Source organism: Sorangium sp. So ce385, assembly GCF_051474135.1.
GTDB classification, from domain to species: Bacteria; Myxococcota_A; Polyangia; order Polyangiales; family Polyangiaceae; genus Sorangium; species Sorangium cellulosum_D.
Genome location: NZ_CP150337.1, coordinates 283,058 through 305,164, shown reverse-complemented (window position 1 = coordinate 305,164; position 22,107 = coordinate 283,058). Strand labels below are relative to the sequence as shown.

At 71.1% G+C, this 22,107-nt stretch carries 16 protein-coding genes; 6 read left to right on the top strand and 10 right to left on the bottom strand.

What is annotated here, in order from left to right:
• Positions 1-75: 75 nt before the first annotated feature.
• From WME83_RS01135 to WME83_RS01110, 6 genes are all read right to left on the bottom strand, one after another.
• Positions 76-2,514, bottom strand: a complete 2,439-nt coding sequence (locus WME83_RS01135) for a cellulose binding domain-containing protein (RefSeq protein WP_437317414.1) — start codon at positions 2,512-2,514, stop codon at positions 76-78.
• Between the two features lie 187 nt (positions 2,515-2,701).
• Complete coding sequence (locus WME83_RS01130; protein WP_437317413.1) at positions 2,702-2,881, bottom strand: hypothetical protein; 180 nt, start codon at positions 2,879-2,881, stop codon at positions 2,702-2,704.
• Positions 2,882-2,994: 113 nt separating this feature from the next.
• On the bottom strand, positions 2,995-3,789 hold the full coding sequence (locus WME83_RS01125; RefSeq protein ID WP_437317412.1) for an alpha/beta fold hydrolase: 795 nt from the start codon (positions 3,787-3,789) through the stop codon (positions 2,995-2,997).
• Positions 3,790-4,011: 222 nt separating this feature from the next.
• On the bottom strand, positions 4,012-4,578 hold the full coding sequence (locus tag WME83_RS01120; RefSeq protein WP_437317411.1) for a hypothetical protein: 567 nt from the start codon (positions 4,576-4,578) through the stop codon (positions 4,012-4,014).
• A gap of 189 nt (positions 4,579-4,767) precedes the next feature.
• A complete protein-coding gene (locus WME83_RS01115; RefSeq protein WP_437317410.1) occupies positions 4,768-5,853 on the bottom strand; it encodes a Gfo/Idh/MocA family protein in 1,086 nt (361 codons plus the stop codon).
• A 183-nt stretch (positions 5,854-6,036) separates the two neighbouring features.
• Entirely contained in the window at positions 6,037-6,444 is a 408-nt protein-coding gene (locus WME83_RS01110) for a hypothetical protein (RefSeq protein ID WP_437317409.1), read from the bottom strand.
• 486 nt (positions 6,445-6,930) lie between these two features.
• Between WME83_RS01110 and WME83_RS01105 the strand changes: the two genes are divergently transcribed.
• The 4 genes from WME83_RS01105 to WME83_RS01090 all read left to right on the top strand — a co-directional run bounded on the left by WME83_RS01105 (position 6,931) and on the right by WME83_RS01090 (position 11,928).
• Positions 6,931-7,944, top strand: coding sequence for a galactose ABC transporter substrate-binding protein (locus WME83_RS01105; RefSeq protein WP_437317408.1), 1,014 nt, complete (start codon positions 6,931-6,933; stop codon positions 7,942-7,944).
• 97 nt (positions 7,945-8,041) lie between these two features.
• Complete coding sequence (locus WME83_RS01100; RefSeq protein ID WP_437317407.1) at positions 8,042-9,556, top strand: sugar ABC transporter ATP-binding protein; 1,515 nt, start codon at positions 8,042-8,044, stop codon at positions 9,554-9,556.
• A 74-nt stretch (positions 9,557-9,630) separates the two neighbouring features.
• Entirely contained in the window at positions 9,631-10,635 is a 1,005-nt protein-coding gene (gene mglC / locus WME83_RS01095) for a galactose/methyl galactoside ABC transporter permease MglC (protein WP_437317406.1), read from the top strand.
• 285 nt (positions 10,636-10,920) lie between these two features.
• Positions 10,921-11,928 (top strand): aldo/keto reductase, encoded by a 1,008-nt coding sequence (locus tag WME83_RS01090; protein WP_437317405.1) that lies wholly within the window; start codon positions 10,921-10,923, stop codon positions 11,926-11,928.
• Between the two features lie 18 nt (positions 11,929-11,946).
• Here the strand turns inward: WME83_RS01090 and WME83_RS01085 are convergent, their stop codons facing one another.
• The 3 genes from WME83_RS01085 to WME83_RS01075 all read right to left on the bottom strand — a co-directional run bounded on the left by WME83_RS01085 (position 11,947) and on the right by WME83_RS01075 (position 19,340).
• Entirely contained in the window at positions 11,947-15,237 is a 3,291-nt protein-coding gene (locus tag WME83_RS01085) for an ATP-binding protein (protein ID WP_437317404.1), read from the bottom strand.
• A 192-nt stretch (positions 15,238-15,429) separates the two neighbouring features.
• The gene (locus WME83_RS01080) at positions 15,430-15,771 is read right to left on the bottom strand and encodes a hypothetical protein (protein ID WP_437317403.1); all 342 of its coding nucleotides are present in this window, start codon (positions 15,769-15,771) and stop codon (positions 15,430-15,432) included.
• Between the two features lie 569 nt (positions 15,772-16,340).
• Entirely contained in the window at positions 16,341-19,340 is a 3,000-nt protein-coding gene (locus WME83_RS01075) for a PEP/pyruvate-binding domain-containing protein (protein ID WP_437317402.1), read from the bottom strand.
• Between the two features lie 255 nt (positions 19,341-19,595).
• Here WME83_RS01075 and WME83_RS01070 point away from each other — a divergent pair, with 255 nt between their 5' ends.
• Complete coding sequence (locus tag WME83_RS01070) at positions 19,596-19,985, top strand: molybdopterin cofactor-binding domain-containing protein (protein ID WP_437317401.1); 390 nt, start codon at positions 19,596-19,598, stop codon at positions 19,983-19,985.
• A 211-nt stretch (positions 19,986-20,196) separates the two neighbouring features.
• On the top strand, positions 20,197-21,060 hold the full coding sequence (locus WME83_RS01065) for a sialidase family protein (RefSeq protein WP_437317400.1): 864 nt from the start codon (positions 20,197-20,199) through the stop codon (positions 21,058-21,060).
• Between the two features lie 133 nt (positions 21,061-21,193).
• Here WME83_RS01065 and WME83_RS01060 read toward each other — a convergent pair whose 3' ends face one another.
• Positions 21,194-22,087, bottom strand: coding sequence for an STAS domain-containing protein (locus WME83_RS01060; RefSeq protein WP_437317399.1), 894 nt, complete (start codon positions 22,085-22,087; stop codon positions 21,194-21,196).
• Positions 22,088-22,107: the final 20 nt, after the last annotated feature.

Below are 22,107 nucleotides of genomic sequence, written 5' to 3'. Positions count from 1 at the left end.
GCGCGCAGCGCGCTTGTCGTCGTGCATCTGGCGGCGTGCAGGAAAGCCGAGGGATACGCGCCCGCCGCCGTCGACTCACGGAGCGAGCGACGTCTTGTCGAGGTGACCGAAGTCCCAGGTCACGGAGGAGCCTTGCCCGTAGTCCACCTTCACCGGCTCCTGGGCCGCGAGGCGGTCGAAGGCCGCGCGCGGGAGCAGGAACTGAACGGTGTGGAGATCACCGTTCGGATGGCGAGCTCGGGTGCTTCGCTCGGCGCCGACGGTGAGCACCAGGTTCGTGGCGCGGAGATCGAAGAACTCGGCGCTCGTGAGCGTGAGCTCGACCGCGTCGGGGCCGCTGCGCCTCACGCTCTTGATGGCGTTGCCGGCCGTGATCCGTCGCGGCTCGGGGGCGATCGCTCCGGCGTCGCGCGCGATGGATCTGCGTGGCGCCACGCTCGACGCGACGGGGGCGAGCCGCGCCGAGGCTGCCGCGCTCGCGGTGGTGGCACGGGTGGCGCGGATGTTCGCCATGAACAGGTTGTCTCCGTTGAGCGGGGTGCTGAAGGTCAGGCGAACCCCGCGCACCGACCCGAGCGCAGCGCCGCTGAACGAGGACAGCGGGATGCGCGCGGTCTGCAGCGTGGTGCCGCCGCGCGGCGGTGAATCGAGCTCCAGGAACTCGTCGATGGCGACGGCGCTCGACCGGCTATTGTCGGCGTTCACGAGCTCCACGAGGAACGTCGCCGAGATCGGGTCGGAGCGCCAGCCGACGTCGGCGCGGAGATCGAGGTAGTCGTACCCCGTGAGATCGAAGCCCGTGCCGGCGGCGGACCAGTTCGACTGGAAGAACGTCGAGCTGCCCGCGACCACGCCGTGGATCCAGGCGACCCGGTGCGAAGGGTCGTGTCCGGCCAGCATAATGTGCTCCACCGAGATGGTGCCGCCGGTGCTGTTCGGCAGGCCGTAGGAGCTCGTGCCTGTCGGATGGATGAAATCCTCGAGCATCAAGCTGTAGGCGGAGTCGCCGCCCGGATGATAGCCACGGTTCACACGGTAGGGAACATCCGGGAAGGGGAAGGCGGGGTCGAACAAGGCGTTGGCGGCCTCGTCGCGCTGCGCGCCCACATTCGCGGTGAAGAATGAAACGGCCGCGAAGCGACCCGTCTCGCGCTGCGCCGGCGAGCCGTGCTCGGCCGGATCGAAGAGCTCCTCATGATCGATGCAACCTGTGAATCCGGGGCCGTTGCTGTCCGCCTGCTGCCACTCGCTGTTGTAGTAATTGTGATTGGCGCCCCACACATGGTAAAAAGACTTAAAGAAGGGCGCCGGCTCGGCGATGCTCATCATGCGATCGAACGGACGAATGCCGGGCAGATCGCTCTGGTCCCAGTCGCATGCCGGCAGGAGCACGTTCCAGGCCGTCTGGTCGGCGTTCAGGAGCTGGCCGTTCACGCCCCGATCGGTCGGACCGATCTCGAAGATCCCGCGGATGCTCACCGGGCTCTCGATCAGCGCAGGCCAAGGGCTGCCGCTCCGGCGGTACTCGTTGTACGCGAATCGCACGGACTCACCGCCGCGCGAGTGCCCCATGAAGCCCACCTGATCGAAGTCGATGCGATCGAGCAGATCGACGCCGATCTCCGAGGGAGTCGGCTCGGCTCCGCTGTGCCAGCGGCTCAGCCGCTCCAGGTGACGGAGCACCAGGCGCCCGCGCGGCCCGATGGCGAACTCGTCGTCGGGCGAGCCCGGGGCAGCATGGATACCTCGGTTCGCGTTGATGGACACCACGAAGTAGCCCCTCGCCGCCAGGTCCGAGGCCATGTAGTCGTAACCGCGGTGGTTGGGGACGACGACGTAGTTCGCCGGGCACGTCCCCGTCTCGGCATACTGGTTGTTGTTGTCCAAGCGCGGGTTTGCGCCCGTGCCGCACGTAGCGTGGTTTCCATGCAGGAACACGAGCAGCGGATACCGCCGGCCGGCCTCGAGGCTCGCCGGGCGGTAGAAGGACGCCCAGAGCTCCGTCGCGTAATCAGGGCTCACCATCGCGTCGATCGCAGCCGGGAACTTGTACTCCGCGATCGCCACGCCGTTGCCCATCGGCGGCAGGTCGCTGTCCACCGACAGGATGACCGGCTGGATCCCTGGGCTCGGGATGCTGGCGCAGAAGCCGAACTGGACGTTGCCCGACGGCGGGATCGCCGCGTTGTTGCCCAGAGGAGTGACCGTGATCTGACCCGTGCTCCCGCTGAACGTGCCGTCCCAGCTCGAGAAGACGGCGCCCGGGCCGACGTCGAGCCCGACGCTCCACGTCCCCGTCGTGGCGCTCGGGTGCTGGTTGCTCACGATGATACGCGTGCAGTACCCCTGACCCCACTGCGAGTCCATCACGCGATCGGCGCTGATCCCGTTCGCGCCCTCCAGCGCGGCCTGCGATGTGTCGATCGGCTCCTTCGAACCGTCGCCGCATGCCGGCAGCAGCGCCAGCGCTGCAGCGGCCCCCCACATGTTCCATCTGCTCTGGAAGTTGTGCATCGATCCTACCCAAGTTGGTGCCCAAGTTGGTGACGGAGCGTGCGGTCGTCGCGCCCTGCCAGCGGCATCGGCTGCCATGGCTCATCGCGCCTGGCGCCGCACGCCCGCTCGACGATATGGCTCCAGCACTCGACGTCGTCAACGCGCGGCACGAGGCTTTATGATTAAGTTTTCCAAAGCCATCTTGTTAAACAATGTGAATGAACATGAAGTTCATGGATGTTCTCTCTCCCCACACGGTCGCGGCCGGAAGCATCGTGAGATGCGCGTCGTCCTCGTGCGCGACGATGCGCATCGACGCCTCGGCCTCCAGCGGCTGGCGCGCGACGCGCTCGGGGCGAGCTCGGAGCAGGATTTCCGCGGCCACGCGCGGAACGGCGCCGGGCCGCCCGTGCCGGCGACGGCGAGGACGCGCCGCCGCCGCGCACGCGCCGACCGCGGCGGCGGGACCGCGGCGGCTCGTCCGCGCCGCGCACCTCGTCAGATCCGGGCGAGGAACTCCCGGATGGCCTCGGCAAAGCCGGCAGGGTCGTCGTCGTGGATCCAGTGGCCGCACCCAGGGAACGTCGTCCACTGGGTCCGCGGCCTGCGCTCGGCCATCGTCCGCGCCATCGACGCCGAGAGCATCGGGCTCTCCTGGCCGTGCAGCAGCAGGGCCGGGCAGGAGGACGCCAGCCAGTCCTCCCAGAAGTCCCCGAGCAGGGCCTCTTGCGAGGCCATCATGTCGGCGTAATCGAAGAGCAGACGCCAGCCGTCGGCGTCCTCGGTCGCGCTGTCCATGAAATAGCTCGCGTCCGGGATGCCCTGGGCCTCGATGGCGGCCGCGAGCGCCTCCCGGGTCGGGGCGTGAACGGGCCACCGGCTCACGTCGAGGACCGGGCGCTGCACCTCCGGCTCGCGCACCACGGCGCCGATGTCCTCGATGATCAGCGCGCGGACGAGCTCGGGGTATCGGGCGGCGAGCTGGTAGGCGTTCACGCCGCCCATGGAGTGGCCCAGCACCACGGCCGCACCGAGGCCGAGCGCGCGCAGGAGCTCGGCGGCGTCCTCGACGTAGTCCTCGCGGGTGAACGGGCCGCCGTGGTCGCTGCGCCCGTGGCCACGCTGGTCGAGCGCCACCAGCCGGTGTCCGCGGCCGAGCGCGGCCGCGAGCGGCGCGAACATGCGGGCGCGCCCGAAATGACCGTGCAGCGCGAGGATGGAGTTCCCGGCCCCGCCGAAGTCGAGGAATGAGAACCGGCGCCCTCGCAGGGTCAGGTGAGCTTCCACGATCATGGCATCGACCTGAGCGGGGTAGCGCTCCTCGGGAGCGCGGATCCACCAGCCAGGTGGGAGAATGCAGCATGGGAACGTGGCGTCCGCAAGGTCAATGCCCTGGCTCCCGGACCTGCCGACCGTGGCCGCGCAACCGGACACGACAGCAAGCGGCTTGGGACGCCTCGCGGAGACCCACGGACAAGCTCTCGCAGGGGTCGAAGGCAGACGTCGCGCGTCAACCTACGGCGCTGCGCCCTCGGGAGCTTGCTCCAGCGCCGCCTTCCGAAACAGCCGGGCCGACGTGAGCCACAGCGCGACGAAGAACCCTGTCAGTATCAAGGTGTAGCCCCATCCGGCGATCAGGGCGATCACGGCGACCAGCGCCTGAGCGATCGCCGTCGCGATCATCGCGCGATCCATTCCATGCGGCTGGAAGCGCGCGACGAGCGCCCCGAGGATCCCGACGGCGAGCACTCCTCCGTACATCAGATTGGCGGGGTTCTCCTCATTGCCTAGGATACCGACGGCGAGGTTCATCCAGACAAGGATGAACGCCGCCGCGAGCGCGACGGCGACGGCGGCTCGGTACGCCTTGTTGCCCGTCACCCTCGCTGCCAGCTCGTAGGTGCCGCAAGCGCCGACCAGCATGGCGCCGAAGATGGCGAAATCCGCCAGATCCCAGGCCACCTCTTCGGTGAACTGCATCGCGATCAAGGGCAGCAGCAGGACGAGCGCTGCAACGCCCCAGACCGCTATCCTCCAGGGGCTTCCGTGCCGTCCGCCGCCGCTCTGCACCGTTCCTGTCATTGCCTTACCGCCGTGCGTGAGTGAGGCCTTGAACCTAGCTCACAGGACGGGTGGGCGGCATGGGCAGCTCGTGGAGCTTGGCGGAGCGATTCGTGCAGGTTTCGTGAAGAACGGCACCTGGCCGCGCGAGGGCCGCCGTCCGTGAGGGTCCTTCCCGCCTGGGACGGGGGAGCCCTGACCTCGCCGCGCTCAGGGCGAGCGCCTGAGCTGCCTCGCTCCCGGGCCTACCGCGGGCGAGATCTTCTCCCAGCGCCCGCTCTCGGCGGAGCGGAAGAGCGCGTCGATGACGCGCATGTTGCCGACCGCGACCTCGATCCCATTCTCGACGGGGCCGCCCGTGCGGATGGCGCGCGAGAACGCCTCGCTCTGCAGGTGGTACTGGTCGACGGCGGGAAACGAGATGACCTTGGCCGAGCTGCAGTTCAGCGTCGACCCGTCATCGAGCCATACCTTGCACGGCTGGTCGGCGGGGGCGTTGAACGGGATCTCGAGCTCGATGCGGCCCTTGGTGCCGAACGCGTTCACGCGCTGGTAGGGCACCGCCTGCGTGCTGCACGTGAACGTCAGGTGCGCGCCGCCATAGTCGAGCAGGCCCGAGGTCAAGCGGTCGGTGCCGAACTCAGGGTCGTGGTCGACGAGCGCCATCGCCCGCAAGGGCTCGCGCCCGAACAGGAAGCGCGACGTGTTCACCGCGTAGCAGCCGATGTCGTAGAGCGCGCCGCCGCCGACCGCCTTCTTGTTGCGGATATTGGTGGCGTCGCGGTTGTAGTACGAGAACGCCGCCTGGACGCTGACCAGCTCGCCGATCTTGCCGCGGCGCACCCAGTCCCTGGCCTGCTGCCACTGCGGATGATGGCGGATCATGAACGCTTCGGCGATCCGCTTGCCCGTCTCGCGCTGCACGTCGACCAGCGCCTCGGCGTCCTCGGCGCTGAGCGCGATCGGCTTCTCGCAGAGGACGTGCTTGCCGGCGCGGGCCGCGCGCGCCGTCCACTTCACGTGCAGGTGGTTGGGCAGCGGATTGTAGATGGCGTCGATCTCCGGATCGTCGAGCAGCTCGTCGTAGCTGCCGTACGCCCTCGGGATCCCGAGCGACCGCGCGGCGGCGCTCGCCTTGCCGAGGTCGCGCGACGCCAGCGCGGCGAGCTGGGTGAGGGGCCCCCGCTTCATGCCGGGGAGGCTGACCGTCAGCGCGAAGTTGCTCGCCCCGAGGACGCCCCAGCGCACGGGGGTGGGTTGTTCGTCGAACTCCGGACCTTGGGCTGATGTGGACATGGGCACCTCACTGCTCGCCAGGCTAGTGGCGAGCGGCGCGTCTGTAAACGCAACGTCGTCGGCGTCGACCGGAGCTCCTCGGGGCCAGCGCTGGCCCGAGCCCCGGCGGGTACGGCCAAGGCTGCCAGGAGAGGGCGCGCCCGGCGCGAGCAGCGGAGAGGGGGGAGAGCCGAGAGAGGCGCCTCAGAACGCGGCGTCGCGGAGCTTCGCCTTGTACTCCGCCTTGTACAGATCGTGGCAGGCCTTGCAGCTCGCCTTGGCGCCGTCGATGTCGCCCTTCTTGGCCTTCTCCGCGCCTTCCTTCGAGATCGCGACCCACTTGGGCATCCCAGGCGGCGGCTTCGACGCGACGTAGTCCAGCGCCGACGCGATCTTCGCGCCGTCGCCGCTCGTGGTCGCCGACTGCATCACCGTCTTCATCCAGCCCTGCATCGGACAGGCCTTCTGTCCTTTTGCGCCGCAGCCGAAATCCTTCCCCTCGGCGACCGAGGCGGGGAGGTCCGGCGCCCCGCCCGCGGCCCACGCGGCCCCCGCAAAGCCAATGCCGACGCTCATCAACACGGCACCCATCAGCTTCATGCTCATCGACATGCGACGTCTCCTGTCAGGTAAGGGCAAGCTCAGCCGCACGATCGCGGCTCAGGACCCATATGTTAACGTTAACATGACGAGCGTCAATCCAAATCGACCGATGTACGCCGCCATCCCCGGCGGGCGCGCAGCGGCGGCCGGCCGCCGCGACCGCGGGCGGGCGGGCGCCCTCCCCTCCTGACGCGGCGCTTCGGAGCAGCCCCGCCCGCCTCGTCCTCCCCCGGATCGAGGGGACCCGCGGGCCGGTCGATTCGCGTTGACACCCCAAATGTTATCGTTAACATGAGGACGAAGTGTGTGCTTTTGCTTCACCGTGGGTGGGTCGTCACGGGCACCGAGACCTCCGGGTCTAGGCACCCATTCCGTCGCTCGGTCGTCGTGAAAGCGATCGCTGCTCGACGGCGCTCGTGGTCTCACCAACGGTCATCCAGAGAGACCACGACGAGCCTCGCTCATTCGACGGCTGATGCGTAAGGAGATCTCCGTATGAGGGCGCTTTGTTTCGCGGCGGCCGCCGTCGCCGTCATGATGTCCGGCTGTCAGGAAGGCGGATCGACCAGCGGCGCGCCCGCCTCCGGCACGCCCAGGCTGGCGGTCGCCATCTACCAGTTCGACAACACCTTCATGTCGTACATCCGGCGGACCATCGAGGAGAGCGCCAAGGGCAAGGCGGAGCTGAACATCGTCGACAGCCAGAACCAGCAGCCCATCCAGAACGATCAGGTCGACCAGTTCCTCGTGCAGGGCTTCAAGGTGATGGCCATCAACCTGGTCGACCGGACCGCGGTGCCGATCATCATCGACAAGGCCAAGGCCAAGGACGTGCCGGTGGTCTTCTTCAACCGCGAGCCCCTCAAAGAAGACATGGCCAGGTGGGACAAGGCCTATTACGTCGGCGCCGAGGCAGAGCAGTCCGGCACGATGCAGGGCGAGATCGTCGTCGATTACTGGAAGGCCCACCCCGAGGCCGACCGGAACAAGGACGGAAAGATCCAGTACGTCATGCTGACCGGCGAGCCCGGGCACCAGGACGCCCCGATCCGCACGGAGTACTCCATCAAGGCCATCACCGGCGCCGGGCTCCAGGTGGAGAAGCTCGCGGAGGACACGGCCATGTGGGAGCGCGTCAAGGGACAGGAGAAGATGGCCGCCTTCCTCGCCGCGCACAGCGACAAGATCGAGGTCGTCCTCGCCAACAACGACGACATGGCCCTCGGCGCGATCGAGGCGCTCAAGGCGGCCGGGTACTTCACCGGAGGCAAGTACATGCCGGTCGTCGGCGTCGACGCGACGCCGCCCGCCCTCGACGCGATCGCGAGCGGCACGCTCCTCGGCACCGTCCTCAACGACGCCAAGGGCCAGGGCAAGGCGATCTTCGACATCTCCCTCGCGCTCGCCACGGGCGGCGAGGTCAAGACCAGCGTCGCGCCGCTCGACGGCAGGTACGTCTGGGTCCCCTACCGGAAGGTCACGAAGGAGAACCACCAGCAGTACAAGTGACGCGAGCGCGCTCGCGACGCGCGCCGCCGCGTGGGAGGGCGGAGGGCGCGCTCCGCGCGGCGGGGCTCGTCGGCGGGCGAGCGCACAGGAGATCGTCATGGCCGGCGCCGATTACGCCCTCGAGATGAGCGGCATCTCCAAGGTGTTCCCGGGGGTGAAGGCCCTGGACTCGGTGACCCTGCGGGTCCGTCCAGGCACCGTCCACGCCCTCATGGGCGAGAACGGCGCGGGCAAGTCCACGCTGATGAAGTGCCTGTTCGGCATGTACACGCCGGACTCCGGCACGATCGCGCTGGCCGGCAAGACCGTATCGCTGCCGTCGTCGCGCGCCGCGCTCGATCATGGCATCGCCATGATCCACCAGGAGCTGCAGCCGATCGCCTACCGGAGCGTCATGGAGAACCTCTGGCTGGGGCGCTACCCGGTCCGCCGGTTCGGGCCCCTCAAGCTGGTCGATCACAAGAAGATGCTGCGGGACACGCAGGCGCTCTTCCAGGAGCTCCGGATGGACATCGACCCGACCGCCTGGGCCGTGGACCTCCCGGTCTCGAAGCTCCAGTCGATGGAGATCGCCAAGGCGGTCTCGCAGCGCGCGAAGATCATCATCATGGATGAGCCGACCTCGTCGCTCACCGAGCACGAGGTGGAGCACCTCTTCGAGATCATCGGCAGGCTCCGGCGCGAGGGGGTGGCCATCATCTACATCTCGCACAAGATGGAGGAGATCCTTCGCATCTCCGATGAGGTCACGATCATGCGCGACGGGCGCCTCGTCGGGACCTACCCGTCGTCCGAGCTCACGACCGATCTCATCATCCAGCGCATGGTCGGCCGCGACATGACGCACCGGTTCCCGCCGCGCGAGAACGACCCCGGCGAGGTGGTGATGCGGGTCGAGGGGCTGACCTCGGCGGATCCGAGGTCCTTCAAGGACGTGAGCTTCGAGCTCCGGCGGGGCGAGATCCTCGGGGTGAGCGGCCTCGTGGGCGCACAGCGAACCGAGGTGATGGAGGCGCTGTTCGGGCTGCGCGCCGTCGCGAAGGGTCGTGTCGTCGTCGACGGGAGAGAGGCGCAGATCGGGAGCCCCATCAAGGCCATCGCGCGCGGGATGGCGCTCCTGACCGAGGAGCGCCGCTCGACGGGGATCTTTCCGATGCTCCACGTGGCCGACAACACGCTGTCGGCGAGCTGGAAGAACTACAAGCGCAGGGCCGGCCTGCTCGATCTCGGCCGCGCCGAGCAGGACGTGCGGCGGCTCGTGGAGGCGCTGCGGGTCAAGACGCCGAGCACGCGCGCCTTCATCCAGGACCTGTCCGGCGGCAACCAGCAGAAGGTCATCCTGGCGCGCTGGCTCCTCACGAGCCCCGACGTCCTCATCCTCGACGAGCCGACCCGCGGCGTGGACGTCGGCGCCAAATACGAGATCTACACGATCATCGCGGACCTCGCGAAGCGGGGGAAGAGCATCATCCTGATCTCCTCGGAGCTGCCCGAGGTGCTCGGCATGTCCGATCGCATCCTGGTCATGTGCGAGGGGCGGGTCACGGGCATCCTGGAGGGCAAGAGCGCCACCCAGGAGGAGATCATGGCGCTGTCCACGCAGTTCCGGTGAGCCACCGAATCGATCGAAAGCAGAGGGACCACGTCATGGCAACCAGCAGCGCCGGCGGCGCCGCCCGAGATCGCATGAGGGCAGTTCGAGAGTTCGCCAGCCGGCAGGCGATCTCTCTGGTCCTCCTCCTCCTGGTCCTCGTGATCGGCGTCATGCGGCCGAGCTTCTTGAGCGTGGCCAACCTCATCAACGTCCTCATCATCTCCTCGGTCCGGGTGATCATCGCCCTCGGCGAGGGAGGGGTCCTGATCACGCGCGGGACCGACCTCTCCGCCGGCCGCACGGTGGGGCTCGCCGCCTGCATCGCCGCCTCGCTGCTGCAGCGGCCCGATTACGCGAGCCGGATGTACCCGCACCTCGCCAGCCAGCCGGTGCTCCTGTGCGTCGTCGCGGCCGTCAGCGTCGGCGCCACGGTCGGGCTCATCAACGGGTCGATCGTGGCCTTCCTCAACGTGCCGCCGTTCATCGCCACGCTCGGCACGATGATCATGGCCTATGGCGCCGCGTCGCTCTACGTCGACCGCCCGCCGCTCGGCGCCCAGCCGATCGGCGGCCTACGGGACGACTTCACCGCCATCGGCACCGGCGCGATCCGCTTCGGCGGCGACTGGGCGCTGCCCTACCTCGTCATCATCGCGGCGGTGATCACGTTCTTCATCTGGGTGCTCCTCAACCAGACCCGCCTCGGCAAGAACATCTATGCCATCGGCTCGAGCCGCGAAGCGGCGGTCGTCTCCGGGGTCGACGTCCCGAAGACGCTCCTGCTCGTGTACCTCCTGGCCGGCGCCCTCTACGGCCTCGCCGGGGCGCTCCTCGCGGCGAGGACCGGCGGCGCCACCAACAACTATGGCCTGATGTACGAGCTCGACGCCATCGCGGCCTGCGTCATCGGCGGCGTCTCGACGTCGGGCGGCGTCGGGACCGTCGGCGGCATCCTCACCGGAGTGCTCATCTTCGAGGTGCTCAACAACGGCCTCGTCATCCTCGGGGTGTCCCCTTACTGGCAGCAGATCATCAAGGGCATCATCATCGTGGCGGCCGTCTCCGTCGATATCCGCAAGTACCTGCGGAAGCGCTGAGCCGCTGTCCCCTGGAGCGCGAGGGACGAGCCTGGGTGATGCGGCGCTGGCCCGAGAGGCCTCGACCCCGCCGGGGAACGGCAGGCACGCCGGGGAACGGCAGGCACGCCGGGGAACGGCAGGCACGCCGGCGCGGCCGGCGGCTCGAAATCGCCCGGGTTACGTCCGTTCCTCGAGAGGTTACGCCCCTCGGGTGGCGCCCGCGCGGCTCGAGGCGGGCGGCCCGGGAGACGGCATGCGCCGGGCGCGGTCCCGATGCGGCACCTCGAGCCAGGAGAGCGCACGATGAAGGTCGTCGAGCTGGGAAACACGGGCCAGAAGGTGAGCCAGCTGAGCCTGGGTTGCATGCTGATGGGCACGCTGACGGGCGAGGAGGAGTCGCGGCAGATGCTCGATCGCTACGTCGAGCGGGGCGGCAATTTCCTGGACACCGCCAACTGCTACGGCTGGTTCTTGCGACAGGGCAGCCACGGCGGCGAGAGCGAGGCGGTGCTGGGGCGCTGGCTCGCGCAGCGCGGCAACCGCGGGCAGGTGTTCCTCGCGACCAAGGGCGCGGCGATGGTGCGGACCCCCGACGCGCACTGGCGCGGCGGCGAGGTCGACTGGCCGAGCGCGCGCCGCGACTTCGAGGGCGCCGGCCGCGAGACGCTCGAGCGCGCCCTGGAGGCGAGCCTGCGCCGGCTGCAGACGGACTACGTGGACCTGTACTACGTGCACGTCGACGATCGGGTGACCCCGCTCGACGAGACGCTGGAGGCGCTCGCCCGGCTGGTGAAGGCGGGCAAGGCGCGGTTCATCGGCTGGTCGAACGTGCGCACCTGGCGCCTCGAGCGCATCCGCCAGCGCTGCGCGGCCGAGGGCTGGCCCGCGCCGGTCGCGCTGCAGCAGCAGCACAGCTACCTCCGCCGGCGCCAGGGCCTCGAGCACACGTCGATCGTGGACGACGAGCAGCTCGACTACCTGCGCGAGCACCCGGACCTGACGCTCGTCGCGTACTCGCCGATCCTGAAGGGGATCTACGACAGCGCCGAGAAGCGGCAGGGCCACTGGGCCATGCAGCCGTACGCCGGCAGCGACAGCGACGCGCGCCTCGCGGCCGTCGCCGCGATCGCGCGGCGGCTCGAGGTGCTGCCGCACCAGCTGGTGCTCGCGTGGCTGATGCACCAGCGCGCCCCCCGCGTCGTCCCCCTCGTGGGGCCGCGGACGCTCGAGCAGCTCGAGCAGAACCTGCGCGCCGTGAACCTGGAGCTCTCGCCCGAGCTCTGCGCGGAGCTCGACCGTGCGAGCGGCTGAGCGGCGCAGCGAGGGCGCTCAGGTCGGGGGGGTGTAGACGCAGTGCACGCCGGTGCGCAGCGCCGCCTCGAGCTCGTCGGCGATGGCGGGGCTCGCGGCGCGGATGCGGCGCAGCGCGAGCGTGAGGCGGCGGCGGACGTTGACGCGCGCGCGCTCGACCGCCGAGGCGCCGCGCCGCGCGCGACCGCCGAGGCCGAGGCCGCGCGAGAGCTCGCGGGTCACCGCCTCGAGCTCCGCGGCGAGCCGCTCGCGGCGGCCGAGGTCGTTGAAGCTCGCGGCCTCCTCCACCTCGGCGCGCAGCTCGCGCATCCGCGCCTGGTACTCGGCGCGCGCGCGCGCGTCGTGGATCTCGCCCGCGTCGCCGAGATCGACGCCCGCGGGGCTGCCCGAGAGCTCGAGCACGTGGAACTCTCGGCCGGGCTCGTCCACGAGCTGCGCCAGCATGCGCATGCCGCGGCTGTCCTGCACGCGGCACAGGGCGCCCGCGGCGCTGACGGTCCAGTACTCGCCCTCCCGGACGAGCCGCAGCGGCTCGGCGCGCCCGGGTCGAGGGCCGGCCGGCGCCGGCCGAGGGCCGGCCGGCGCCGGCGCAGGGTCGGCCGGGACGAGCGGCGCGAGCGGCGCGCCCTCGATCCCGGCGAGCGCCCGGCGGCAGCGCTCCTCGAGCGCGCTCAGGCCGACCTCGCTCGCGAGGGCCGCGGCCCGCTCGAGCCGCTCCCGGGCGCTCGCCGCGAGCGCGTCGCGCTCGCCGGCCGCTGCCGTGCGCCGGCGCGCGAGCGCGGCGCGGGCGTGATCGTGGTGGATGCGCGCCAGGAGGGGCCGCGCGCCCAGCCGCTCGGCGGCGGCGACGGCCGCGCGGGCGTGCCGCTCGGCATCCTCCCAGCGCGACAGCGCGGCGCTCAGGTTGAGGAGGGCGAGATCGACGAGCCCGTGCAGGGAGAACGCGGTCGTGGTCAGCACGAACGCCGTCCCGGCGGACGGCGCGAGCTCGTCGTAGAGCGCCTGCGCCCAGCGCGCGTCCCCCAGGGCGCACGCGATCTCGACGGCGAGCTCCGGCATGTGGATGTACCCGGCGACGCTCGGATCGTCCGGCCCGGGGCCGGCGCGCGGGGGCTCGGGACGCCGCAGGAAGCCCGCGTAGCCGCGCGCGCACAGCGCCTCGAGCGCCGCGCGCGCGGGCCCTTCCTGGCCTCGCCAGCTCGCGAGCAGCGCCGTGAACAGGGGCACGGCGGCGCTGTCGGGCGCCCGGCTCGAGAGCTCGCCCAGGAGCCGCTCGAGGCGCTCGGGGTCGCTGCGCCCGAGCGCCCGCGCGAGCGGCCGGGCCGGGACGAGCGCCGCGCCTTCCGCGTTGCCCTGATCGCGGATGCGGCGCGCCTCATTCTCCCAGTGCAGGGCGCGCTCGAGGTCGCCCTGCCACTCGGCGCGCATCGACCGGAACATGGCGGGCACCCAGCCGTAGCGCGGCTGGCCGAGCTCGCGCGCGAGCGCCTCGCAGCGGCCGAGCGCGCCCTCGAAGCCGCCCGCGTCGAGCAGCTCGGCGCGATCGAAGGCGAGGCGCTGGGCCGCGAGCAGCGCGCGCGGGCCGTCGCCGAGCGAGGCCGCGAGCTCGAGCGCCTCGGCGTTCAGGCCGGCGCGCTCCTCGGGCGGCGCGAAGTCCATCAGGGCGCCGAGGGCGGCGTGGATGACCGAGAGCGAGAGCGCCGGATCGTCGAAGCGCCGCGCCATGGCGATGGCGCTCCGGGCGAGGTCCATCGGCCCGCGCGGATCGAGCTCGGGCTGGCGCGCGCTGGCGAGCCGCGCGCTGACCCGGGCCGCGAGCGGGCTGTCGCCCGGCGGCAAGAGCGCGAGCGCCTCGCCGAGCAGGCGCGCGACCTCGCGATCGGCGGCGCCGGCGCGGCTCTCCGCGCCGAGCGCGAGCGCGGCCCGCGCGAGCAGCGCGCCGTCCCCGCGGGCCCGCGCGAGCGCAACGGCCCTCTCGCACGCGGCCTCGGCGCTCGCTCGCTGCTCGGCGCGCGCCAGCGCCTCGACGTGCGCGACGAGCAGCTCCCCCTGCCGCGCCGGATCGACGGGCGAGGCGAGGGCCTCGGCCGCGAGCGCCCGCTCGTAGAGCGCGGCGGCGTCCGCGAACGCGAGGCGCGCCATGGCGAGGCGCGCGGCGCGCTCGGCGGCGCGCGCGGCCCGCGGCGCCGACGCGACGCCCGCCTCGAGCCAGTGGCGCGCGATCTCGTGGAGGGGCGCGGCCGGGTCGCCGTCGTGGCGGGTCTCCAGGGCCTCGGCGGCGCGCTGATGCAGGAGCGCGCGCCGCGCCGGGGGCAGCTCCTGCACCAGCGTCTCGGCCACGAGGGCGTGCGAGAAGCGGTAACGGCCCGGGCTGACCGGCGCGAGCACGCCGAGGGCGCACGCCTCGTGCGCCGCGGCCTCGAGCTCCGCGGCGGGCCGCTCGAGCAGGGCCGCCACGAGGGGCAGCCCGAACTCGCGCCCGACCAGCGCCGCGGCGCGCAGCGCCTCGCGGTGGCCCGCCTCGAGGGCGGCGAGGCGCTCGCCGACGAGCGCGCGCAGCGTGCCCGGCAGCTCCGCGGAGGAGCGCCGCGCGGCGGGCGCGGGCAGCCGCAGCAGCTCGTTCACGAAGAGCGGGTTGCCGTCGCTGGCCGCGTGGATCCGGCGCGCCGCGTCCGGGTCGTCGTCGCCCGCGGTCTGCTGGAGCCAGCGCCGCACGTCGCCCTCGGACAGGCGCTCGAGCCCGAGGTGCTCGCAGAGCCGCGCGAGCCGCGAGAGGCGCCGCTCGACCTCCGGCCGGCGGCCGTCGACGTCGCGCCGGCTGCCGAAGAGCGCGACGCGCTCGGCGCGCAGGCCGCGCGCGACGAACTCCATGAGCTCGAGCGACGAGGGGTCGACGGCGTGGAGATCGTCGAAGAAGAGCGCGATCGGCTCCTCGCGCGCGTGCGCGGAGAGGTGGCAGGCGACCGCGTCGTAGAGCTGGAACACGTCCGCGCCGCGCGCGGGCTCCCCCGGCGCGAGCTCGAGCAGCAGCCCGCGCAGCCGGCCGGCGAACGCCGCGGGCGCCCGCGGCCGCCCGAGCAGCGCGCGCAGGATCTCGAGCCAGGGCCAGAAGCTCGGCGCCTGGCCGAGCTCCCACCCGCGCCCCCACGCGACCGCGAAGCCGCGCGCCCGCGCGCGCTCGGCGAGCTCCTCGAGCAGGCGCGTCTTGCCGATCCCCGGCTCGCCCGCCACGAGGGCGCTCGATCCGCGGCCGGCCAGCGCCGCGCCGAGCAGGTCGTCGAGCAGGCTCAGCTCTCGGTCGCGACCCACCCAGGCTGCCGGACGCAGGACCACGCGCCCACCTTACCACCGGGCGGGCGCGCGCCGGCCCGGCATCGGGCGCGGGCGACGCAGGGGAACGCCTGCCAGCGCCGGGCGCGCGCCGGACCTTGCCGGCGGAGCCGGCGCGCGCACCTGACGCTGGGAGCGATTCAAGACGTGCCGCGGGACTCTCCGCCACGCTCAGATGCAGATGTCTTCGTACAGGTCAATGCATGCATTGACGAACTGTTCCAAGGTACACCCGCCGTTATCATGGCAGGTCGCCGTCCCGGTACGCGGGTCGACGCAGTAGTCGAGCCACACCCAACAGTACGCGGCCGCGTCGGAGGTCTCGCCGGTCGACTGCGCTTCTGCGGCAGGACCAGAGGAGGGCCCGCTCCAGCTGCCGAGCGGGTTCTCTGCGGCTTCGCTCGGGTCCAGGCGGACGATCTCCGGCTCCGCAGGCTCTTCGGAGCCCACGCACCCGGTGATGCCCACAGCAGCAATGATGCCAAAGGCCGCGAACGCTCGTCGCATCTTCATGACATAGCTCCTGTATCGCAGGCCGTCGTCCAGGGCGCGGAATGCGCGCGTCGCGCCTGCGACGCCGCGAACATAGAAGAGCCTCGTCGAACGTGCAAGACGAAGCATTGATAAGATTTGGTTAAGACAGAGCACAACATGAAGCCACGGCCGGTCACATGGCAGGCTCAGCTTGAGATCTCGCAGGTCGCGTAGCGCTAACAGCCTCATCAATACCCAAATAAGGAGCCGACAAACACCATTGTCTTATCGCGAGGATAGCAGGACTCATAAGATACTTCGTCGGCGGCGAGGGGGCGTGGCGGTCTGCCCTGGACACGACATCGTCGCAATCGACGGCACGTGGCCGGTTTGCATTTCTTCACATTGTTTCCCCGGCCCCAGCCGATCGACGGAGGTTACCGAGCTCGCCTCTGCGCGGAGGATCTGGTGGAGCGCTTGTTGCACCTCGGGGTCGAGGTGCCGCCCTCCGGACGACCCCGGACAAGCGCGCTCGCGATGGTTCAACGCATCTCGCCGCGGCGGAGACCGTGACGTCGTCACCGCGCGGCGAGCTCGGCAGCGCGGTATCAATACTCGCGGCAGTCGCCCGGCGCCGCGAGCGCGCCGAAGCTGTAGGGCCGCGCCTGCTTGACCAGCAGCCGCCGCTCCGGACCGATCAGCTTCCACTCGATCTGCATCGCGTAGAGCCGGTTCTCCCCCTTCGGGTCCACCAGCGGCCGGTAATGGTCGTGGATCGACCCGAGCACGCAGCCGAGCCGCTGGACCTCCGGGAACGACAGCACGTCGCGCCCGCGCGTCAGGCTCGAGCGAGCGTGGTACTCCGCCTTGATCGTGCGCGGCGGAGGCGTGTACACGATCTCGTCGCTGGTCACGCCGGGCGCGGGGTTGGTGACCGACGCCTCCCCGATCTGCGCGTTGATGTAATACTGGCTGTCGCGGGTGGCGTCGAGCGCGTTGCGGCTGATGGCCACGCCCTGCGCGCGCTCCGATTGCCAGGCCTGGTGCACCAGCACCGCCATGGCCGCGCGCGCCTGCTCGACGTGGCCGAACTCGCGCTCGTCGTAGGCGCGCGTGTTCCAGAGGCTCGACCAGACCGTCCGCAGCGCGTCCTCGATGGAGCTCGACTCCGCCTCCAGATCGCCGCTCGTCGACGTGTGCAGCCCCGCGCCGTTGAAGGTCGCCAGATCCTCGGTGTTGCTGCTGCTGCGCAGCCGCACGCGGCCGCCGCCGAAGCGCCGCTCGATCGCGGCCTCGACCTCGCTCAGGAGCGCGGGATCCACCGGGTGCTCCAGCATCCGCGCGCGCACCTCGGCCAGCCCCTCGGCGTGCGCGCGCGGGTCCGCGCGGAACTCGGGGTCCTGCTCGAGCTCGGCCAGCAGCTCCGCCGCGCCGCTCGCCTCGAAATGATCCATGTAATGCGAGAACGGGATCGCGAACGCCGCGGGCGGCACGTACAGCGGAATCAGGTCGGGCGGGCAATACGCCCCCACGCCGCTCACGCGGTACAGCTCGGCCATGCCCGCCGCCTTGGACCCGATGCTGTCGCTCATCGCGTAATTCGCGGCGTCGAGCGACACGATCCCGCGCACGGAGACGTCGAGCGCCGGCGAGAGCCGCTCGCCCTTCGGCTTGCGCGCCTCCCAGTAGGCGTCGGCCTCCTGCGCGGTCGCCTCGCGGAGGTCGAAGTCCGTCGCGCGCACCTCGAGCCGCACCAGCTTGCCGAACAGGCCCTTCAGGCGCCCGTCGTCCCGCGCGCCGCGCAGGGCCATGTTCGGCGTGCCCCGGCCGCGCGCCAGCACGTTCACGTGCGAGAGCGGCGTCTGGAACGCCTCGGTGATGAGGCCGCCCATGAACGCCGTCTCGTTCGGCACGTCGTCCGTCACCACGATCACGTTCGGGCCGAGCTCCGCCGACTCCAGCTCGCGCCCCGGGACGAACGTCAGCGTGCCGAACCCCTCGGCCGGGTTGAGCGGCTGATAGGTCAGCCCCCGGTACGGCGCGTTCGGCCCGACCAGCGGCGCGGTCCCCTCGATCGCGCGCGCCTCGGCGATCTGGCGCGCCTCGGTGGGCCGGATCGACCACGCCTCCGGGTCGGGCACCGCCTTCATCGCCGCGAAGAACGCGCGCCGCATCTGCGCGCCGACGATCTTGTCGCCGGGGGCGAACTCGACGGTCTTGGCGCCGTTCGTGTGCTGCACCAGCGTGCCGAGGAGGAAGCGGCGCCCCTCGACGCGGAAGTACTCGGACTGGCTGAACAGCCCCCAGCCGGTGTTGAACTCCGCGGCTTGCTCGGGATCGCAGCGATCGAGGTGCGGCTCCCGCTGGATCTGCTCGCGGATGAAGGTGTAGTGGAGCGCCCACTTCTCCGTGCTCAGGAGGTGCACGGTGTCGTTCGCGGCCATGTCGACGACGAACTTCACGCCGGCCTCGCCGACCTCGGTGCCGCCTTTCGACAGCGCGTCGAAATCGCCGGCGGTCTCCAGCCGGCGCGCGCGCCCGCTCGCGAGCGGGCGGCCGGACAGCTCGGCGCAGCCATCGTTCGCCGCGCCGGGGCTCGCCGCCTCGCAGAAGCGCGGCGCCCCGGTGGCGTCGGGCACGCGGGCCAGCGACGCGCCCTCGGGCCACGCCATGAAGTCGATCCGATCGCTCGGCTCCGGCCGGCCGGCCTGCCACAGCGTCACCACGCCCTCGAAGTCCGGCGAGGCCTCGATCTCGGCGGTGTCCGCCGCGCTCACCGGGACGCTCACGCGCTCCCCGGGCGCGAGCGCGGCGGACGGCGCCGGCCACGCGAGCGGCACGCCCGCGCCCTCGCCGGGCAGCGCCTGCCCCGGCGCGAGCGCCGAGAGGCGCAGCGCGAAGCCGTCGAGCGCCACGGCCTCGCCGCTCGCGTTCAGCACCTCGACGAACCCCGCGGGCCGCAGCGAGAGCTCCGAGATGACCAGCGGCCCGGCGATGGCCGGGAACGGCTCCGGCCACGGGTAGGGTGCGAACTTGAAGTCGTCGTCGAGGCTCGGCGGCTCGGGCGGATCGCAGCTCTCGCCGTTCTCGCGCTCGGGCGTGGCGTAGCGGCAGATCGACGGCTCGCCCGTCCCGTCGGGCAAGCGCGCGTAGCTCTCGGAGCGCGGCAGCTCCGGCACGTCCATCGCGTCGGCCAGCGCGCACGAGGGCGACCAGAGCAGCACGCGCGCGCCCGAGCTCGAGAGCTTGAACGGCAGGTGCCGCGGGCCCTGCTCGGGCGCGTCGTCGGCCCAGAAGAGCGCCGTCTCGCCCGGCCCCAGCGTCTGCTGCGGCAGCCGCGTCGCCTCGCCGAGCTTCTCCCCCAGGGCGTACTCCCCGAGATCGAGCGCGCGATCGCCGATGTTGACGAGCTCGATGAAATCGTCCGTCTCGCCGATCTCGTCGACCCACGCGCCGTCGTTGCCGGTCATCACCTCGTTGATGCGCAGATCGCCGCTCGGCGCGGGCGCGCCGCCCGCCGGGAGCACGAAGTCGCAGCTCGTCGACGTCTGCTCCGGCGGCGGATCGGGCGTCTCGCCCGAACAACCGACGAAGGTGGCCAACGACAACAGGCCCGCCCGCGCGCGCGCACGGCGCGCGCGACGCGGGCGGCGATCGCGGGATGAGCTCGCCGTCATACCCGCCCCGTGAGCATGCCGTATGCCACGCCGGCCGGCGCCTGACATGGCGAAGTAAACCATCAAGTTCCGACACTTGTACGCTTGGCACAGCGTCCCGTGAGCCGCGTTGTGCCAGGTCCCGCGCCGCCATGGCCAGGGCCGGCGCGCAGGGCGAGCCACCCCGGGCGCGGCCGCGGGCTCGCCGTGCACGAGTCGTACGGGAGCATCGTCGCCGAGGTGGCCGAGGTCTCGATCGACCAGGGGCGCATCCGCGTCCACGAGGTCACCTGCGCCGTCGATTGCGGCACGGCGGTGAACCCGCTCGGCATCGAGGCGCAGCTCCAGAGCGGCATCGTCTTCGGCCTCACGGCCGCGCTGTACGGCAAGCTGCCCCTCGTCGACGGCAGGCCTGTCCTGGACCCGTCGATGGCCAGCGTGCTCTCGCCGGCAACCTGGCAAGTACTTGCTTGTTGCCGGCAAACCGTTGCCCGCGCGCGCAGGCCCGCGAGCGCTCGGGGGCCGTCCCGAGCGCCGCAAACGCCGCCTTCGCCGCGGTTTGCCTCGCTCGCGCGCGTGGCACGAGCACTGCAATGAAGCGTCTCAGGGTCATCGCGGCGGGCATCGAGGCCCGACAAGGACCCAACCTCGGCGCCGCTGAGTCACAGCCTCACGGAAGCGCTCCTCATCGGTCGATGCATCCGACGATGCCACATGCCCGATGAGGCGAGTCATCTCATGCGCTTGCAATCCGCGAACACAGTGATGTCAGCGGTGGCGGCATAACCGATATAGACAGGAGCTCGACATGAAGATCACGCTTCAGCAAAAGGTTACTTTCGATGACACGGCGCTCGGCGGGACGACGCTCGGCGGCGCCTCGCCCTTGCTCGTCGCGTGGACGGGGACGGACCAGGAGCACCACGTCAACGTGGCTCAGAGCAAGGACGGCCGTTCCCTCAGCGGCAAGGTGACCCTGCCTGAGACGTCCATCGGGCAGCCGGCCATCGCGTCGGGGGGCGCGGCGCTTTACGTGGCGTGGACCGGCACCGACGACCCGCACCACCTGAACGTCATCGCTTCGTCCGACGGCGGGCGGACGTTCCCGCCCGCGACCAAGGTCACGCTCGGAGAGACCAGCAACGCCGCGCCGGCCCTCGCCTACGGCAATGGCACGCTCTACCTCGCCTGGACGGGGACGGACGGCCGCTTGAACGTCATCTCCTCGACGAACGGCCGCCAGTTCTCCGACAAGGTGACCCTCGGCGAGACCAGCGGCGCCGCGCCCTCGCTGGCGTTCGTGAACGGCACGATCTACCTCGGCTGGAGCGGCACGGACGCGAACCGGAGCCTCAACCTCCTTCAGTCGAAGGACGGCCGCAGCTTCGGCAACAAGGTGACGCTCGGGGATTCGAGCGATCTCGCCCCGGTCTTCGCGCCTGCCAGCGATAACGTCACCTACATGGCATGGACCGGGCGCGACGCGCAGCGACACCTCAACATGATGGCGTCGCGCGACGGTGGCCGGACGTGGGGAAGCAAGGCCACCTTCGAGGATACCAGCGCGGCGGTGCCGTCGCTCGCGTGGCTCGGGGACAAGCTGATGATCGGCTGGACCGGGACCGATCCGAAGCACCAGCTCAACGTCGCGCACATCGTCGTGTACCTGTGAGCCGCAGGCGGCGTCCGGCGGCCCGCCCCCTCCTCGACGCGCTCGTGATCGAGCAGGGCAGCTCCCGCGAGGACGTCTCGCATCCTTCCGCCCCCGAGCGGTGAGCGAGCAGCTGCCCCCGCGGCAGGCAGCGTCAAGCCGCCGGCGGCGCCGCCGGCGAGCCCGCCGCGGTCGCGAACGCGATCGCGCTCTGCAGATCGCGTCGGACCACGACGCCGCCGAGCTCGATATCGAGGCCGACGATGGCCCGGGACACCTCGGGCCGGATGCCCGTCAGGACGACCTGCGCCCCGAGCAGCCGGACCGCCCGCGCCACCTGCAGGAGCGCGCTGGCCGACGCCGTGTCGATGTGCGGCACGCCGGTGACGTCGATGATCGCCACCCGCGCCTGCCGCTCGACCACCTTGCCCAGCAGGTTCTCCATGATCTGCTGCGCCCGCGCCGCGTCCAGCACGCCCACGAGCGGCAGCACGAGGACGCCTTGGCTGATGGGCACGATGGGCGTCGACAGCTCCTGGAGCGTCTTCGCCTGCATCCGGAGCGTATCCTCGAGCCGCTTTCGCTCGGTGACCACCTCCGTGAACAGCATGATCCCGCCGATCTCGCCGCTCGTCGTGTGCCACGGGAAGATCTTCCAGCGCACCCAGTCGACGTGCCCGTCGCTCCGCGGGAAGGCCTCCCCATCATGGCCTTCCGAGGCCCCCGCGAGGCACCGCCGGTGGACCGCCCTCCAGTGCTCGGGGATGTCGGGGAAGAGCTCATAATGGCTCCGGCCGATGATCTCTCGCTCTTTCAAGCCGTAATCCACCAGCCATCGGCTGCTGGCCAGGATGTAGCGCATGTCCCGATCGAACATGGCCACCGCGGCCGGTGTGTAGGTGACGAAGAGGCGCACATGCTCCTCGCTCCGGCGCAGCGCCGCCCGGAGGTGATCCCGCTCCTCCGCGGCCTGCTCCAGCTCCCGGATGCGCTGCCTCAGCTGCTGGTTCTCCGCGACGATACCGCTGCAATCCGCCTCAAATGCCATCCGTTCCCCCGGTCCTATTC